Below are 16,674 nucleotides of genomic sequence, written 5' to 3'. Positions count from 1 at the left end.
GAGTTCTTCGCTCTCTGCCCCCTGACGCAAGACGACCCGATCGGCTTTGACTTCGCCCAGCGTCAGACCACGCACCACTCCGACCAGCGTCACTGTTTCGGTTTTATTACTCACTACGTCGCGCAACAGGGCAGAAGTCTGGCGCGGGGAGATGAGCACGCCGACCAGCACGAACTGGCCCTTTTTCATGGACGCAATACCTTTGGCAGCAGTGCCGGTTGAGCGGCGGCTGACCGAAAACACCGGGCGGGAAAGCAGCTCGGGAAAGCCGGTTTCCTTGTCAGGCAAGCTGAATTCGGGCAGAATTTTTTGTGGCGGCACGGCGGTGACGGGCAGCTTGCGCATTTTCAGCAGATCACGCTCAAGATTTTTGCCCTGCGCCCATTCCCACAACAGCACGCCAACCAGCAGCAGGGAGATCGACGCCAGGGCCAGCGCAAGATATTTTTCCTTTCCCAGTGCCGCTTTCATTGCGCGCCTTTCAGGGCATAGCCGGTCAAGTCGAATTGAACCGTCAAATCTGGCTCGATTGCAGGATCAACGCGCGGGCCAAAGCCCATGGGCGATCGAACCGAGAAGTTATCGATGAAAAGATAGGGCCGCGCCGACTCAAGCGCATACAGCATGGCTTTTACCGCGCTCAGGGGCGCGCTCAATTGCAGCGTGACAGAAACCTGCCGGTAGGCTCCCTCATCTTTATGGGGAAGAATTTGAATGCTGTTGAGCTTGCCACCGTTCGCCTCAAGGATGACCTTGGCCTGCTCCTGCAGTTCGGCCGCAGCCAGCGCCGGGCTGGCGCTTTTCAGATAGTGATGGTTTGCTGCAAGCGCTTTGACCTCTGCAGATTTCCTGAGAAGACCGTCGCGCATGCCGGCTATTCTGGCGTAGCGCTCAAGCCGCGTCACGGCATCTTCGACCGCGACGTCATAGTGGCGGTTAAGCAGCCACAAGGGCACCGCCACGATGCTTGCGGCCAGCACCAGCACGGCAGCAAGCAGCGCCAGCGCGGCTGCCCTGCTTTGTTTGGGGCTCAACTGCATCACGGTTTTCTCTCTGCCACTGGTGCGGGGGCTTTACTCTGCGCAGCAGTTGAAGGCGCGGAAGAGCTGACCGAAGTGACGGCAGGGCTCGCCGGCGCTTGCATCGCGACAGGAAAGGGCTGGGCGGTCGGGGGTAAGGCTGCAAGCGCGCTTGCAGGCCTTGTTGCCATCGGCCGCATTTGTAATGCGAGCTGGTAACGCTCAGAGCCGCTGGTCTGGCCCTTGGTCAGAGGCGAACGAAAACTTGCGTCATGAAACGTGCCGGACTGCTCGAACAAACCGATCAGCCTGACCGAAGACGCAGTTTCACCCTGGATCTGCAATTCCTTCCCCTTGATGTCAAGCTGCTGAACCCAGGTATCGTCAGGAAGAATACGGGTCAATTCCTCCAGCGCAATGATGACGGGGGGAAGCATTTGCCGTTTTTCCAGCAGGTAGTTATGTTCATCGACTTTGGCTTCCAGATCACGCCGCAGGGTGTCAGCGGTTTCTGCGGCCGTTTTGCCTTTTTCGAGCCACGGCAACAACTGCACCACGGCTTCGCGCTTGATCAGCAGCGGCACGGTCATGGCGGCCAGCGCCAGCACCACCACCAGCCCGACCAGCCACGGATTGAAACCCTGGAGCATCATGGATGGCGTCTTGCCTTGCTCAACAGGAAGCATGTTGACCAGTTGTCCGGGAAACAGAGTTTCCTCTGCGATTACTGCGCGCACCGTGGTACCCCAGTCGTTGAGCGTTTTTATTGATGCGTCCACGTCCTCACGCGGCGTGGCGACAAACTCGACCGCCAATTGGCCACGCTCGAAATCCCGCCCGGTCACACGGAAGCCAAAATAAAGCTGGGTCGCAGAAAAGGGCGTGTGCTCCTCCATCTGGAATTCGAGCACCTGGCGCAGGTTCTCCTCGGTAGCCAAAGGCAGCGTCAAGGTTTTGCGCAGGACGCGGTCGGGCGGCAAGGTAAGCGCCACATCCCGCTGGCCGGCGCCCATCTTGTCAAGTGCAACCAGAAAGGCTTGGCGTTGACCGGCTGGGTCCAGCGTGTGTAAAGCAACGCTATCGGCCTCCTGCATTTGACCGTTTTGAAAGCGGCGCAGCAAAATGGCAGTCCGATCCACTCGCACCAATGTAAAACTTTCGGCATCCAGACCAGTTGCCCGCATTTTGGCGGGCACCAGACTGGATAACTCGCCAAACCACCAGCGCAGAAAACGGCTGGCGAGAAGCTGATTTTTCAGCCGTTCCAGGGTTTGTTGATAATTTTCGATCGAAGTAGTCATCACCATTTTGTCAATTTTTTGCCGTCGTATTATTGAGCGCAGGGGGCTCAGTATCGCCTTCGCCCCATGCCAGCACCTGAATTGGACGTTTTGGAGACCGGGTCAACCAGCCTGTGGCCTGCCGTACGAATACAGTGCCGTCGGCCATCTTGGCCTCACTGCGCACCAGATATGCCGCTATGCCTGTTGAATTGGATGAAAAAGAATCTGCGCCTGGCAAAGGCGGTACCGGCTGGCCTGTGGAAAGTGCATCCTGGCGCTGAAGCAAAAATTGCTCAACCATTGCAGGATTCACACCGGGGATGGCAAGTAGCACCTCCCGCGAAGCAACACTGGTATTGACACCGGGTAGCCTGGAGTAAACCGTCAAAGCTGAAGCCAGCTTGCGAAACAGCTCTGGCGTCATGCCCAGAACCCGTTGCAATTCGTCGGTGGTTTCAAAGGGCGCATTGGGAGGGCCATAATTTTTGCCCGCCGCGCGATATTCCTCGTCTTTAGCTCCATTGAGACGTTTTAGGGCACCCGGACTGCGCCAGTCAAGAACGGTGTCAGCCAAAGAGGCACTGGCCTGATCGGTCAAACCAACAGACTTGAACAGCCCTTTCAACAGCGCATCAGATGCAGCGTTCAAATCAATTTTACCACCCTCATCAAGGATAGAAACCCGCACCACGGTGCCATCTTGCACGAACTCATGCACCACGCCATTCGCCCGCCAGCGACGTGGGTCAGCGGCTGGTTTCATCAATTCGAACCAGGCCAGTTGCACGCCAGCGTCGGCTCGGGCTTGCGCCTGCGCGTTAAGCAGCAGATTGCGCGCGATCTGCGCTTCGCCGCGCATGCTGAACGCAAAATTTCCCGCTATCACAGCCAGTAAAGTAATAACCCACAGCACAAGCACCAGTGCCACACCGCCTTGGCGCCGCATCATCTCGCCAAATCCTTAGACAGCATGGGCGCGACCACGAAATCGGGCCATTCAGCCCCATTGGCAAGCCTGACCTGGACCCGGATCAGCATGGGAAGAAACGCCTCGTTTTCCCAGCGATCCATCCAGCGCGGCGCCGCAGCCTCATTTTCTCGCCCGAAGTAACTGAGCCAGATGTCCTCAACCTGGGACAGCTCGGAAGCGGCCAGCACCATTTGCGTGGTTTCTGACAGCGCGGAAAAATCCTGCATTTGCGCACTCAGGGGAAGGTACCTCCAGATGACGCGTTTGTCTTTTGCTTGCTGCTCCAGAGCAATCGAAATCACATACAAACCACCACCCCCGACACGAGAGGGCAAGGGGGCGACAAAACTGAGCTTGTCGCGCTCACCAAGAAAGGCCAGGGGCCTGGTCGGGCCATTCTTCCATCGGTAGGGATGGATCACGCTCATTTCCCTGCGCAGAAAGTTCTCTAACGAGCGAACCGAGTTGAGGCTGTCGACCTGTTTCTGAGCCGCATCCCAGCTGCGTACGCCCAATCGCAAACCGCCGAAAAGCAGCACTAAAATGAAACCCAGCAGCGTGATCGCGATCAAGAGCTCAAGCAGAGTAAAACCCTGCTGGCGCAAGCTTCTGTTAGTAGTCATTGTTTTGGCCCAAGCCGCAACGAGCCGAGTTCGACCAGGCGTTGCCGGCCGTCCTCGTTCCAGCTGACCGTCACCCGAACCTCATACAGGCGCACCGGGATCACAAACTGATCGGAAACGCCACCATCATCGAAGGGGTTGATAGTCACGCGCCAGCGCAGATCGGAGCTCAACTGACCACTGACCTCGCCGGGCACCAAAGGCTGCTCAAGACCCACGGCAGCGAGCCTCGACTCGGCCAAAAATACCGCGCGACTGTAGCCTTCAGCTCGCCGGGCATTGCGCATGCCACCCGAAAATATTTGCATGATCACGCCCATCGCCAGCGAAAGGACGACAAAAGCTACCAACACTTCAATGAGGGTCATACCCCTATTTTTTGTCCGCATGATCAGTCGAGAATGGCGACCTGGCCAGTCAGCCAGTTGACATCCACGGCATATTGGCGTTGTTTCGCTGTCACCGTTATGCGTCCGCCGGTAGAACCGCCATCGGGGAAAAAACGGATGGAGCCGGTATTTGTATTGACGAGTTCTGACTGGGCGGTGAAAAGTTTTACGTCGACATCCTTTGGCAGGCGATACAGGCGGGGATCACCGCTAAGCTGGAAGCGACGCCCTTCCACGTCAATGGTGAGTACTGACTCGCGCCTTTGAGCAACTGCCTCGCTGCGCGCCCTGCGCAAACCCGCGGCCAGCTGGCGCGCCGAAGCCTTGAGCTCGGTGCTTGAAACGCCCGAAGAAACAAGTGGTCCCGCCAGGGAGTAAGCCATCACCATGATGATGGTTACCACGAGGAGTTCGATCAGGGTAAAGCCAGCCTGGGTGGCCAGCCTTACTTTTTGCCGTCTTCCCAACCGTTGATATCCTTGTTCTCACCGTCACCGCCTTCGCGGTTATCAGCTCCCAGGGAACTGACGTCGTAGCTGCCGTGCAGGCCAGGCGAAATATAACGGTAGTCGTTGCCCCAAGGATCCTTGGGCACGGTTTTCTTTTTTAGATACGGACCATTCCAGCCTGTCGCCCCCGGGGGTTGCTGCACCAAGGCCTGCAAACCTTCCTGGGTGGTGGGATAGCGGCCGGTTTCCAGTTTGTAAAGATCAAGGCTGGCACCAAACTGCTCCGTCTGAAGTCTGGCGGTGTCGGATTTCGCCCCGCCAAGATAGCTGATCACCTTAGGACCAGCAACACTGGCCAGAAGACCAAGAATCACGAGCACCACGAGCAACTCGATGAGTGTGAATCCCCGTTGCCGCTGACCCAATTGTTTACTTTGCATCTACTACCTCTCCAAAAAACCAAAATTGCTTGCGGTGTTATTTTGCGACGGCTTGAGACCTCGGTCGGCATCATGAATGCCAGTGTCTTTGTGGGAAAAAAGACCGCGAGTTGCCGCAGCTTCAGGAAGACGCAAGCGACGAGGCGTTGCCTCCTACCTTCGCGAACGCCAGATCGGAGCATGCAAATTTCGCCAAATTATGTCACATCGCCAAATCATTCACGCTCAATATCGCCACCAGTATTGACATAATGATGCCGCCGATAACCAGACCCAAACCAAGGATCAACACCGGCTCCATGAGCGCCAGCATGCGCTTGACCGCACCTTGCACTTCGCGGTCGTAAATATCCGCAACGCGGATCAGCATTTCCTGCAATTTGCCTGTTTCCTCGCCCACCATGACCAGATGCACCGCCAGTTTGGGAAACAGCCGGGTTTCCATCAAAGGTTTGCCCAGCCCCTTGCCCTCCTTGAGTTGCGTGGCAACGAAGGTGAGCCCCTCCGCCATCACGGTGTTGCTCAAGGTGTCCTTGACGATAGAAAGCGCCGTGAGCAAGGTCACTCCATTGCCAATCAGGGTGCCCAATGTACGGGAAAACCGTGCAACCTCAAGCTTGCCCACCAGATCACCGACCAGTGGCAGAGCCAGCAGACGCTTGTCCCACTTGTAACGACTTGCCGGCTCCCGCATTTGCCGTGCGAACCATGAATACACGCCAATTCCGCACAGCAACATAGCCCACCAGTAGCTCCTCACGGCATCACCAGCTCCAATGACGATCTGAGTAGGAAGAGGCAAGGCCTTGCCGGATTCCTCGAACATTTGAGAAAACTGCGGTACCACCCACATCAGCAAAATGACCACAGAAAGCACCGCAACACCGATCAGAATGGCGGGGTACATCAGCGCAGATTTGACTGTTTCCCGGAGTTCTTTTGAACGCTCCATGAATTCGGTAAGCCGCTGAAGCACCACGTCGAGCGCCCCTCCCGCCTCGCCAGCGCGGATCATGTTGAGATAAAACCGCGAGAACACGCCTTGCTGGGTTTCCATCGCTTTTGACAGGGCCGCGCCGCCACGGACATCCTCACGCACCTGGGTCATCAACTGGCGCACCGGCTCGCTTGCGGACAAACCGATGAGAATTTCCAGGCAGCGGTCCAGCGGCAAGCCAGCTTTGAGCAGAGTAGCGATTTCCTGCGTAAAGACGGCAACGTCGTCCTGCGTAACCCGATTTTTCCGGAACAGCCCGTGCCCGACATTGGCGCTGACCGGTTTTGCGGTGGTCTCGTCAACAAGGATAGGAATCAGGCCCATGCCCTTGAGGCGCTCGACCACCGCGGGCCGGGCAACCCCCTCCATCTCGCCTTCCTGCATTTCTCCAGTGGCCGTAACCGCCTTGTACCGATACCAAGACAAGACTACTCCTCGCGCGTCACGCGCAAGACTTCCTCGATGGTGGTCACACCCACTACCGTTTTGGAAAGTCCGTTTTCGTACATGGTCTGCATTCCTTCGACAATTGCCAGCTGGCGAATCTCGCCCGCCGTGACATGGCGCATGATCATGCTGCGAATGGCGTCGGACATGACCAGCAACTCCACAATGCTGATACGGCCTAAGTAGCCGGTGCCGCCACACGCCTCGCAACCGACTGGGCGGTACAACATGACCGGGTCAGCCTGCGTGTAACGCCTCAACTGCATTTCTTCCACCACCTCAGGCAAGGCGGGGTGGGCCTCGCGACAATACATGCAAAGCGTTCGCACCAAACGCTGCGCGAGGATGCCATTCACGGTCGAGGTCAGCAGATAATCGTCCATGCCCATATCGAGCAGTCGATTGATCGTGCTGGCAGCGTCGTTAGTGTGCAAGGTAGAGAGCACCATGTGGCCTGTAAGCGCCGCCTGCACTGCAATTTGAGCCGTTTCCAGGTCGCGGATTTCACCGATCATGATGACGTCAGGGTCTTGCCGCACGATGGAGCGAAGTGCATTGGCAAACGTCAGACCGATCTGGGGCTTGACCTGGATTTGATTGATGCCCTCCATCTGGTATTCCACCGGATCTTCAACCGTGAGTATCTTGAGGTCCGGATTGTTGAGCCTGTCCAGAGCGGTATACAAGGTTGTGGTCTTGCCCGACCCGGTGGGGCCAGTGACCAGCACGATGCCGTGCGGCTGCATCAGCACCTGCAGGAAACGCTCGAGCACATGAGGGTCAAAGCCCAGGGTCGCGAAATCGAGCGCCGTTCCGCTTTTGTCGAGAATACGCATTACCACGCTCTCGCCGTGCATGATGGGCACGGTGGATACGCGAAGGTCGATTTCCTTGCCCTGGATACGCAGCTTGATACGCCCGTCCTGCGGCAGACGTCTCTCGGCGATATCGAGACTGGCCATGATCTTGATCCGGGAAATAACCGCCGCGGAAAAGCGGCGCGGCGGGGACTCCACTTCGTGCATCACGCCGTCAACCCGATAGCGCACGATTAAACGATTCTCGAATGGCTCGATGTGAATATCGGAGGCTCGGGCCTGCAACGCATGACTGATGATCAGACTCACCAGCCGGATGATGGGCGCTTCGGAGGCGAGTTCCTTGAGTTGCTGCAAATCCTCATTGCCGCTCTCGTCCTCGCGAGTTTCCACTTCACCGACGATCTGGTCCATGGAAGACTTACCGCTGCCGTAAAGTCGCTCGAAAGCGGCGTCAAGCTCGGACGGCACGGCGAGGCGGACCATGATTTTGCGCCGGGTTACCAAGCGAAAGGCGTTGAGAACGTATTCATCCTGAGGATTAACCATGGCCAGCACCAGATGCTCGTCATCCTCATGCAGGGGCAGCGCCTTGGCCTCCTTTATGAAGCGCACAGTGACGCGCTCTTCGAGTACCGGCAATTCTGGGTAATCGGTCATTGCGACCACTGGCAAATCAAGCTGGGCGGACAGCGCGTCCACCACATCCCGCTCGGCTACCATGCCGGCCCTGACCAGAATATCACCGATCTGCTCTCGTTTATCCGCTTCATAAATACGCAGCGCGCGTTCGAAATTAGCGGCGTCCAACTTACCGCGCTCGATCAAAATTTCTCCCAAATGCTTGGCCAACTCTGTAGCTTTCCGCGAAGAAAAAAAGAGAAGAGATAATAGCACGCACCCAACCGGCAAACACCCATCACCGGGCCCAGCCAACCGGCATCATAAAAGCACTCTTCATGGTCTGTAAAAGTCCCTTTCCCTGGCCAACTGGACTGCCCCACCTGAACAAATGACGAATTGCTCCACGGGGCAAGGTTAGGAAAAATGGAACGACCGTTAGTGCCTTACAAGGCGGCATTCAGAATAGAGGGCAAAAAAGCGTTGGTTCTGGCACCGCACCCGGGCGACGAGGTATTTGGTTGTGGCGGGGCGATCTTGCGCCATGTTGCGGCTGGAGACTTTCTACAAGTCAGCATACTGATTGATGGCAGATATAGCATCGGGAACGCAGAACCGCAGTCGACCGACTCTGAGTTGCGCCGAGAGGAAAGCAACGAGGCTGCCAGAATTCTGGGGTACGGCAAACCAGACTTTTGGGGACTACTGGACCACGGGCTTGAGTATGGCGAGTTCCTCGTGCAACGCATCGAAAACCTCATTACGGCGCTTGGAGCGGATTTGATATACGCGCCATCCATCTATGAAATGAATCCCGATCGTCGCGCCTTGGCAATGGCGGCGTTGGAAGCAGTCAGGAGACATGATTCAAATCCAAAGCTAGCCATGTACGAAGTGGACGTACCGATGATGCGTCCAAATCTGTTGCTGGATATCACGGATATTCGGGACTGCAAGCAAAATGCCATGGCATGCTTCGTCTCTAAATTTAAGGAACACCCTTATGACGAGCAAATCGGCGCACTGAATCGCTTCAGAACTCATACCCTTGGTTCGCAAGCGACAGCAGCAGAAGCTTACTTCCTCGCGCGAGCGGAAGACTTGAAAAACGATGTATTGAATATCAATGAATCCGAGCATCAACGTCAGTTCAAAATGGGCTTGCCTATGATGCCTGCGGATGCGCCATTGGTGAGTGTACTCATCCGCAGCATGGACCGGCCACAATTGCAGGACGCTCTCGATTCGCTGGCATTGCAGACTTACACCAATATTGAAGTGGTTGTAATCAACGCCCGGGCAGAAGAACACCGCCCACTTGGGAATTGGTGCGGGCGCTTCCCGTTACGTATGGTAAACACAGGTATACCCCTGATGCGGAGCCGGGCGGCCAATGTGGGGATCGAGCGCGCAGCTGGCGATTATCTGATGTTTCTAGACGATGACGACTGGTTTGCACCGAACCACGTTTCGGGACTGGTAGCGGTGCTGAAAGCCAATACCTCCCAACGTGTTGCCTACTCTGGTGTCGAATTCCGTGGAGAAAACCGGGAAAAACTGGAACTTTCCCCGTTCAACGAGCCTTTCGATGCAGGGCGCTTGCGTAGCGGAAATTACATCCCTATTCATGCCATGATGTTTGCGCGAACGCTACTGGGACAGGGATTATGTTTCGACGAAACATTCGCGGTATACGAGGACTGGGATTTCCTGCTGCAGCTTTCACAATTGACCGGCTTTATTCATGTTCCCAAAATACGAGCCTATTATCGGGCTAGTGGCACATCCGGCGTTGGCGTGCATGCGGACAATGCGATTAAGCGACAAGCCAGGGAACAAATTTTCGAGAAATGGAAGATTCTCTGGTCGGGCGCGCAAATCGATGACCTGATCAAGGCTACATCCTGTGTGGCAAGCGAACCCATCGCCCTGTTAAGAAATGAACTTGACCAGTCAATTTCGATTCTCGAGGAACGAGAACTCAGACTGAGAGGGATGGAGAAAAACACTGCCGAGCTAGAGAAAATCGTCGCTGAACTTGAGAAAACCACCGCTGAGCGGGGACAAGCTATTGTCCAAGAGAAAAGAAACGCTGCTGAATTGGAAAATCAACTGCAAGAAAAGGACCGACTGATTGGGGCTAGAGACGCTCGAATTGAAGATATTTTTACTTCAAACAGCTGGCGCTTGAGCACCCCGGTAAGGTGGGTCGGCAATTGCGGCCGGAAATTCAAGCGTATATTTTTCGGATCGACCATGAGCCACGATTTGTGGCGCAAGGTGGAGCTTGTTCGGGTCGTGGCAATTACCCGGCTTCGCGACCAATCCCCAAGCTCTCTTTTGAGCAGTGTCCTGCGAGTTTGGCGCGATGAAGGCTTGCAAGGGATAAAAGCACGTATACGGCGTCAGCAGAACGTTGCGAGCCGCTCCCAAGCGTTGCAGTCGGAAACAATGGGCTTTGCATTGAAACCCACTTTTATTGTGCGCGATTTGCAGGGGCGTTACGACTTGTCGCCGACCTCTAAAGGCTACACCTATATAGAGCCACAACTCCCCGCGGATATCGACACGCGACTTAATGCGCTTGGTTCTGCAATAAGGTTTTCTATCGTCGTTCCAGTTTACAACACCGCGCCCGCACTACTGGATGCCGTGCTCTCATCAGTGCAGGCGCAGTGGTATCCGCACTGGCAACTGATATTGGCCGACGACGCCAGTCCCGCAGAGGAAACACGCAACGCTTTAGCCCGAATCGACCATCCCAAAATTAAGCTTCTGCGATTGGAGAGCAATCAGGGCATTGCAGGTGCGACCAATGCAGCGCTTGACGCTGTTGATGGTGATTTCATCGTGTTTATGGATCACGATGATGAACTCACTGTAGACTGCCTTTACGAGCTGGCATTGTGCATTTCTCGTGAAGAGCCGGATTTCATCTATAGCGATGAAGACAAACTCACCGAGAAAAACGAGTATACCCAGCCACACTTCAAGCCCGACTGGTCACCAAACACCATGATGAGCACCATGTTCACGGGCCATGTTTCGTGCGTGCGTCGAAGTTTGCTGGGAAAAGTCGGCGGTCTGCGCTCCCAATTCGATGGATGCCAAGACTGGGACTTCGTTTTGCGTGTCGCTGAAAATACGAGTCGCATAAGTCATATCCCCAAGGTGCTCTATCACTGGCGCATTATTCCTGCTTCAGTCGCCTCGGATATCGCCGCCAAGCCCTATGTCCTGGATGCCTCGCGCCGTGTTCGCATTGATGCCTTGGCGCGGCGGGGGCTGGAAGGCGTTGTGGAACCAGTTGTTCAGGTGCCGGGATATTTTAGAATTAACTATTACCTGCAGGATACACCCCAAATTTCGATCATCATCCCAAGTCGAGACAGAGGTCAAGTGCTGCGCTGCTGCATTGAATCAATCCAGCAGAAAAGTACCTACCGCCACTTTGAAATCATTATTCTCGATAACGGCTCAGTAGATCGTTTGACGCTAGACTATTTGCAGGAGGTGATGAATGCAGGACAGGCCCGGGTGATTCGGCATGACGCTCCCTTTAATTTTTCCGAATTGAATAATATTGGGGCCCAGCATGCCGCTGGTAAACTGCTGCTATTCCTCAACGATGACACTGAGGTACTTTGCAACGATTGGCTGGAACGGATGGGCGGTTATGCGCAATTACCGCATACTGCTGCGGTGGGTGCCAAGCTACTCTATCCCGAAAGCATGGAAATTCAGCATGCAGGGGTTCTAAATCTCACGATCGGCCCAGTACATGCATTTCTTCATTGTCGCTGTGATATGCCTGGTTACTTCATGCGAAACCTGCTTGAGTATGATTGGTTGGCAGTTACCGGTGCGTGCCTGATGATCGAAACTAAAAAGTTTCACTCTTTGGGGGGATTCGATATAAGCTTTCCTATTGCTTACAACGATGTAGAACTTTGCTTGCGCGGCATAGAAAATGGGTTTTACAATGTGGTTTGCCAAGCAGTCACCCTGATTCATCACGAGTCTGTCAGTCGGGGCCTCGATCATGTTGATCCGGCCAAACAGGCGCGCCTTTATCAGGAACTCGGTCGACTGTATGACACGCACCCGCACTACTTCCAATACGACCCGTTTCACAACCCAAATCTGGATCCCTGCGGACTCAACTTCGAAGTGCCGAACTGATAGACACAATGCATAGCCATAAAGTTTGGCAAACAAATCAATTGCCACCCACATCCAGGGAACTTGAAGAACTTATCGACCGCGCAGCGGCTATTTCCTTCGACTTTTTCGACACCCTGTTTGTCCGTCCCTTGGCAAATCCAGAAGATGCATTTGATATTCTTGGCCGACAATTCGCTATGCCGGATTTTCGTGATCACCGCCGCGCAGCCCAAGCGGAGGCTTTCCGCCGCATGCATGCGGCTGGTCGCAAAGAAATCACGTTAAGGGACATCTACGCCTGTTTCACCAAAACAGAGGTGGGCAGTTCCGAACTGATGCGGGCAGAGTATGCGTTGGAATTGGCCCTGATAGAACCGAATCCAGAGATGTTTGCATTGTTTTCAGCGTTGGTAAAGGCAGGCAAGTCCGTCGTCATTACTTCGGACATGTATTTTCCTGCCGATTTTTTTGTCGAGGCGCTTCGCCCCCATGATTTGGCACATGTGCAATTATTCATCTCAGCCGATTGCAATGCCACCAAGCGTGATGCGGGGGAATTGTTCGATGTCGTGGCCAAAGAGTTAGGTTTACCAGTTGAAGACATTTTGCATATTGGCGACAACCTGCTGGCAGATGTAACGCGCCCACGCGAACGCGGTCTAATGGCATTTCACTATCGCGCCGCCAATAGGCAGGCGACCAAGAAGCCCGCTTCTCTGGCATCTTCGATTGGCTATGGTTTATTAGGTACAAGTGCTCGCGACATACCGCCGAACTCCTACATCGAACTAGGCTTTATATATGGCGGTTCAGCAAACCTGGGGTTTTTTGAGTGGATACAGGAGCGCGCTCAACTGGATGGCATTGATCATGTGCTGTTTCTCTCCCGTGACGGATACTCGCTTGAACGTATCGCAAAGATGCGGGCAAATAGCGGATTTCCAGATTTCTGCTATTTCCTAGGGTCACGCACTGCTTACACACTGGCCGCCATAACCGCTGAAAATTTTAGTAAATTCCTGCCCTTTTTTCTTTCAGGATCTGATGGTTTGGCACCGTACGAATTGCTCGAACGGATTGGTGTCCAGCCACCATCGCACCAAGTTATGAGGGATCTAAAACTGGGGGCCGAAGTCCGCGTAAATACCGCTTTACATGCACGACTTGCTGGCTTTTTGTATGCTTACCGTTGGGAAATTCTCAAAGTTTGCCAACGCAATCGTAGTGCGTTGTATCAATATCTCAAGCAAGTCGGTATCAAGCCAGGAAGCCGGGTAGCCCTGGTTGACGTGGGCTGGAATGGCACAACCCAAGAGGCATTCGAGCTGGCTGTGCTCCCGTTGATGGAGGTCGAAGTTTTTGGTTATTACTTCTGCCTGGCGGATACGCCAGAGCGTATTCGACGAGAAGAAAGCCAGCGAATGTCGGCAATGATCAGCGTGTCCAGTACATCCGCCTCGATTGTCGCCAGTATTTACGCTAATCGTGTTGCTGTTGAACAGTTCTTCTCTGCTCCACACAGCTCGGTGGTTGGCTTACATGCCGGCAGTGAGGGCATTGAGCCAGTTATGGATGCCGGGCGCGGCAGCACCGATCAATTGCGGCAAATAGCGCAAGAAGTGTGCGATGGGATTGAGGCGTTTGTCGAGCACTACGGCCCGCTACAGCAGCGTCTGAGCATACGAGCATCGCCTTTACAAATTGCTTGGCCGCTGATCGAGTTGTTGACCGAGCCTCAAGGCGACGCTCACCAGCTACTTGGGCAAATCAAGAACTTCGATGCTTGGGGTAGTTCACGAAATCATGAATTGACGCTAAAACAGTATCTAGCTTAAAAATTACAGTATTGCATTGATATCGACAATAATTTTCGCTTTGATTATCTTTTTATAATAACTATTCAAAACAGTTGCCGGATTAAAATTTACATTTTTATGAAGACAAATACAACTTTTCCACTTCTCCTGCAAAATTCCAGGTCACTTGATCGCGCATTATCAGGCGGATGGTGCAATTCAATAAAAGAACATCATGCCGCGAGATTGTCATTTATTTGAAATAAATTTGCATATGCTATTCATCTTCAGGTATTTTTTTAAATAAAAAGATTATGCCAATTAGAAAAAATGTGCAGCAAATTTTTTGGCCTTCGGGTTTTTGGGAGGCATTCTGAGCAAGCTAGCATCGATTGGTCAAATTTACAGTGCGATCCGATCAATATTGAAAATGCACGGCGGATTACTGGAAGTCGCAGTCGGGTTTTTCAGACTTTGGCGAGCGGATGGGGTACGGGGAGTTTGGCGCAAGACAAGGCTGATTACTAGCACCAGACAGATTACCCGTTTGTCCGTGAAAGCTGAAGCGTTGACTGATCTTGCATGGCACCCCCTGATATCCATTGTGATCGTGGCGGATTCATCGGATGTTGCTCGGTTTGCTGAAGCTATCGGGTCGGTAAGGAGCCAAATATATCCTTATTGGGAGCTCTGGGTCACCCCAGACGTCCGAAAGACACCAGATACTGAAGACTGGCGAGCCTGGGCGACAACCGATTCCCGTATCAGAATCGAGTCCAGAGAAGTGGATGTCACTGAACAATTAGCCAATGATGTCTTGGGGAAAATGCGTGGGGAATTTGTCATTTTTCTGGATGGATTGGGAAAACTAGATAAGCACGCTCTATATTGGATAGCAAGAGAACTCGTTGCGCATCCCGGTGCAGGTCTTATTTATGCCGACGAGGACAAGGTTGACAGTACAGGAGGACGCTTCGCGCCGCACTATAAACCTGACTGGAACCCGGATCTATTTCTGACATGGGACTACATTGGCGCTTTCAAGGTTTTACGCACGAAACTGGCACGCGAACTGTGTGGCTTTCGAACTGGTTACGGTGAGAGCCGTGGCTACGATCTTGCGTTGCGCGCAGTAGAACAGATTGACGCTATTGACATACGCCACATTCCTCGCATCCTTTATCACGCATACATGGAAGTCGAAGCCGTCAAACTGGACGAGACCCATCTCTCGCGAAAAGCAAAAGCTGCCTGCATCGCTGTGCGTGACCACTTGGCGCGAAGCTGCGTCAATGCAGTGGTGAATGAATCCGATGAAATACCCGGCTGTTTGCGGGTACGTTACATCCTTCCCATTCCCCCCCCCGAAGTGACTTTAGTCATACCCACCCGCAACGGGCTTGAATTTCTGCGACGCTGCTTGGACAGCATCAAGGCCAAAACCAACTACCCATGCTATGACATCATCATCGTCGACAATGGTAGCGATGATCCTGCAACATTGAATTACCTGAAATTCCTGCAAGGCCAGCCGGGACTTCAGGTAATTGGTGATGACGGGCCATTTAATTTCTCGCGCCTCAACAATCTTGCGGTCAAGCTCGCTCGGGGTACGGTCGTGGGTCTACTTAATAACGATCTGGAAGTAATCAACGCCGATTGGCTTATTGAGATGGTTAGCCAGGTATTGCGCCCTGAAATCGGAATAGTAGGTGCCCGGCTTTGGTATTCCGACAACACGATTCAGCACGCTGGCGTAGTCATGGCCGACGGCGTGGCAAGCCATCTGCACAAAGGGATAAGACGTGGAGAAAATGGGTACTTTGGGCGCGCCGTACTAGTGCAAAATTTTGTCGCAGTAACTGCAGCTTGCTTGGTCGTAAGGAAAAAAATATACGAGGAGGTTGGCGGGCTTGACGAAGAGTTTGCTGTAGCCTTTAATGATATCGATTTCTGCATGCGGGTGACCGCCTGTGGTTATCGCAATCTATGGACGCCCTACGCGGAGCTATATCATCATGAGTCAGCAAGCAGGGGATATGAAGATACACCAGAAAAAAAGGCGCGCTTTATGACGGAAATTGAGCATATGCGGAAGCGCTGGGGTAACGCCATGTTCGATGATCCTGCTTACAACCCAAATCTGCATTCTGAGTCAAGTGAATTTCAGCTTGCCCTACTCCCACGCCGCCTTGAACGTAGTGCAGGATAGTTGCTGTGGAGCGTATTTGCGCGATTGTTGTTACTTACCAGCCTGAGCTTAAGCTTCTGCGGGAAAACCTTCTGGCCTGTCGCGCTCAAGTGGATTGCCTGGTGGTGGTTGACAATGGATCAGACTTGGAAACGCGAGAACGTATCAATGAATTCACAGATGATTTCAATTGCGAGATGCTTCAACTGGGTGAAAACCTTGGCGTCGCCGCTGCCCAGAATCGTGGAATAGCCAGGGCTCGCACTGAAGGTTGTAACTTCGTCGTATTACTTGATCAGGATAGCAATCCGGCGCCAGGCATGGTGGATGTTTGGCGTCGCGCATTCTCTGACCTGACTGCTCGTGGTACTCCCCCTGCAGCGGTAGGCCCCAGACTGGTGGACCGGCGCACCGGGATAAGCACACCGTTTGTGCGTATTCATATGTTTGGCACAACCAGAAAGATT

14 protein-coding genes are annotated in these 16,674 nt (G+C 53.8%); 4 read left to right on the top strand and 10 right to left on the bottom strand.

Annotation, left to right across the window (positions count from 1 at the left end; translation table 11 throughout):
- The 10 genes from HHJ19_RS00270 to gspE all read right to left on the bottom strand — a co-directional run.
- Positions 1 to 471, bottom strand: a 471-nt coding sequence (locus tag HHJ19_RS00270; protein WP_296903046.1) for a hypothetical protein, incomplete at its 3' end; no start/stop codon positions are given.
- Entirely contained in the window at positions 468 to 1,040 is a 573-nt protein-coding gene (gspM, locus tag HHJ19_RS00265) for a type II secretion system protein GspM (protein WP_296903048.1), read from the bottom strand. The genes gspM and HHJ19_RS00270, both read right to left, overlap by 4 nt.
- Complete coding sequence (locus tag HHJ19_RS00260; RefSeq protein ID WP_296903044.1) at positions 1,040 to 2,320, bottom strand: PilN domain-containing protein; 1,281 nt, start codon at positions 2,318 to 2,320, stop codon at positions 1,040 to 1,042. Before HHJ19_RS00260 ends, gspM begins: the two co-directional genes overlap by 1 nt.
- A 10-nt stretch (positions 2,321 to 2,330) precedes the next feature.
- On the bottom strand, positions 2,331 to 3,161 hold the full coding sequence (locus HHJ19_RS00255; RefSeq protein WP_296903043.1) for a type II secretion system protein GspK: 831 nt from the start codon (positions 3,159 to 3,161) through the stop codon (positions 2,331 to 2,333).
- A gap of 86 nt (positions 3,162 to 3,247) precedes the next feature.
- Positions 3,248 to 3,895: a prepilin-type N-terminal cleavage/methylation domain-containing protein gene (locus tag HHJ19_RS00250; protein WP_296903041.1), complete on the bottom strand. Its 648-nt coding sequence runs from the start codon at positions 3,893 to 3,895 to the stop codon at positions 3,248 to 3,250.
- Positions 3,892 to 4,284, bottom strand: coding sequence for a type II secretion system protein (locus tag HHJ19_RS00245; RefSeq protein WP_296903040.1), 393 nt, complete (start codon positions 4,282 to 4,284; stop codon positions 3,892 to 3,894). The genes HHJ19_RS00250 and HHJ19_RS00245 overlap by 4 nt, the downstream gene beginning before the upstream one ends.
- Positions 4,285 to 4,286: 2 nt before the next feature.
- Positions 4,287 to 4,751 (bottom strand): GspH/FimT family pseudopilin, encoded by a 465-nt coding sequence (locus tag HHJ19_RS00240; protein WP_296903038.1) that lies wholly within the window; start codon positions 4,749 to 4,751, stop codon positions 4,287 to 4,289.
- The gene (gene gspG / locus HHJ19_RS00235) at positions 4,730 to 5,173 is read right to left on the bottom strand and encodes a type II secretion system major pseudopilin GspG (protein ID WP_296903036.1); all 444 of its coding nucleotides are present in this window, start codon (positions 5,171 to 5,173) and stop codon (positions 4,730 to 4,732) included. Before gspG ends, HHJ19_RS00240 begins: the two co-directional genes overlap by 22 nt.
- Positions 5,174 to 5,375: 202 nt before the next feature.
- Positions 5,376 to 6,596, bottom strand: coding sequence for a type II secretion system F family protein (locus tag HHJ19_RS00230; RefSeq protein ID WP_296903033.1), 1,221 nt, complete (start codon positions 6,594 to 6,596; stop codon positions 5,376 to 5,378).
- Positions 6,597 to 6,598: 2 nt separating this feature from the next.
- Positions 6,599 to 8,263 carry a type II secretion system ATPase GspE gene (gene gspE / locus HHJ19_RS00225; RefSeq protein ID WP_296903032.1) on the bottom strand — a complete coding sequence of 555 codons (1,665 nt, stop codon included), beginning with the start codon at positions 8,261 to 8,263 and terminating at the stop codon, positions 6,599 to 6,601.
- Positions 8,264 to 8,482: 219 nt separating this feature from the next.
- On the opposite strand from gspE, the gene HHJ19_RS00220 reads away from it, so the two are divergent.
- The 4 genes from HHJ19_RS00220 to HHJ19_RS00205 form a co-directional block, all read left to right on the top strand.
- Positions 8,483 to 12,238, top strand: coding sequence for a glycosyltransferase (locus HHJ19_RS00220; RefSeq protein WP_296903030.1), 3,756 nt, complete (start codon positions 8,483 to 8,485; stop codon positions 12,236 to 12,238).
- A gap of 8 nt (positions 12,239 to 12,246) precedes the next feature.
- Positions 12,247 to 14,055 carry a hydrolase gene (locus HHJ19_RS00215; protein WP_296903028.1) on the top strand — a complete coding sequence of 603 codons (1,809 nt, stop codon included), beginning with the start codon at positions 12,247 to 12,249 and terminating at the stop codon, positions 14,053 to 14,055.
- Positions 14,056 to 14,569: 514 nt separating this feature from the next.
- Positions 14,570 to 16,228 (top strand): glycosyltransferase family 2 protein, encoded by a 1,659-nt coding sequence (locus HHJ19_RS00210; RefSeq protein ID WP_296903027.1) that lies wholly within the window; start codon positions 14,570 to 14,572, stop codon positions 16,226 to 16,228.
- A gap of 5 nt (positions 16,229 to 16,233) precedes the next feature.
- Positions 16,234 to 16,674, top strand: a 441-nt coding sequence (locus HHJ19_RS00205; protein WP_296903026.1) for a glycosyltransferase, incomplete at its 3' end; no start/stop codon positions are given.

It is taken from the genome of Polaromonas sp. (assembly GCF_012927415.1).
Taxonomy (GTDB): Bacteria; Pseudomonadota; Gammaproteobacteria; order Burkholderiales; family Burkholderiaceae_C; genus Polaromonas.
The sequence above is the reverse complement of the archived record's forward strand: the minus strand, read 5'-3'. Positions and strand labels throughout refer to the sequence as shown.

What these genes read in the sequence shown, in the direction of transcription:
- gspM (WP_296903048.1), bottom strand. Translation starts at nt 1,040, where the DNA reads ATGCAGTTGAGCCCCAAACAAAGCAGGGCAGCCGCGCTGGCGCTGCTT.
- HHJ19_RS00260 (WP_296903044.1), bottom strand. Translation starts at nt 2,320, where the DNA reads ATGACTACTTCGATCGAAAATTATCAACAAACCCTGGAACGGCTGAAA.
- HHJ19_RS00255 (WP_296903043.1), bottom strand. Translation starts at nt 3,161, where the DNA reads ATGCGCGGCGAAGCGCAGATCGCGCGCAATCTGCTGCTTAACGCGCAG.
- HHJ19_RS00250 (WP_296903041.1), bottom strand. Translation starts at nt 3,895, where the DNA reads ATGACTACTAACAGAAGCTTGCGCCAGCAGGGTTTTACTCTGCTTGAG.
- HHJ19_RS00245 (WP_296903040.1), bottom strand. Translation starts at nt 4,284, where the DNA reads ATGCGGACAAAAAATAGGGGTATGACCCTCATTGAAGTGTTGGTAGCT.
- gspG (WP_296903036.1), bottom strand. Translation starts at nt 5,173, where the DNA reads ATGCAAAGTAAACAATTGGGTCAGCGGCAACGGGGATTCACACTCATC.
- HHJ19_RS00220 (WP_296903030.1), top strand. Translation starts at nt 8,483, where the DNA reads ATGGAACGACCGTTAGTGCCTTACAAGGCGGCATTCAGAATAGAGGGC.
- HHJ19_RS00215 (WP_296903028.1), top strand. Translation starts at nt 12,247, where the DNA reads ATGCATAGCCATAAAGTTTGGCAAACAAATCAATTGCCACCCACATCC.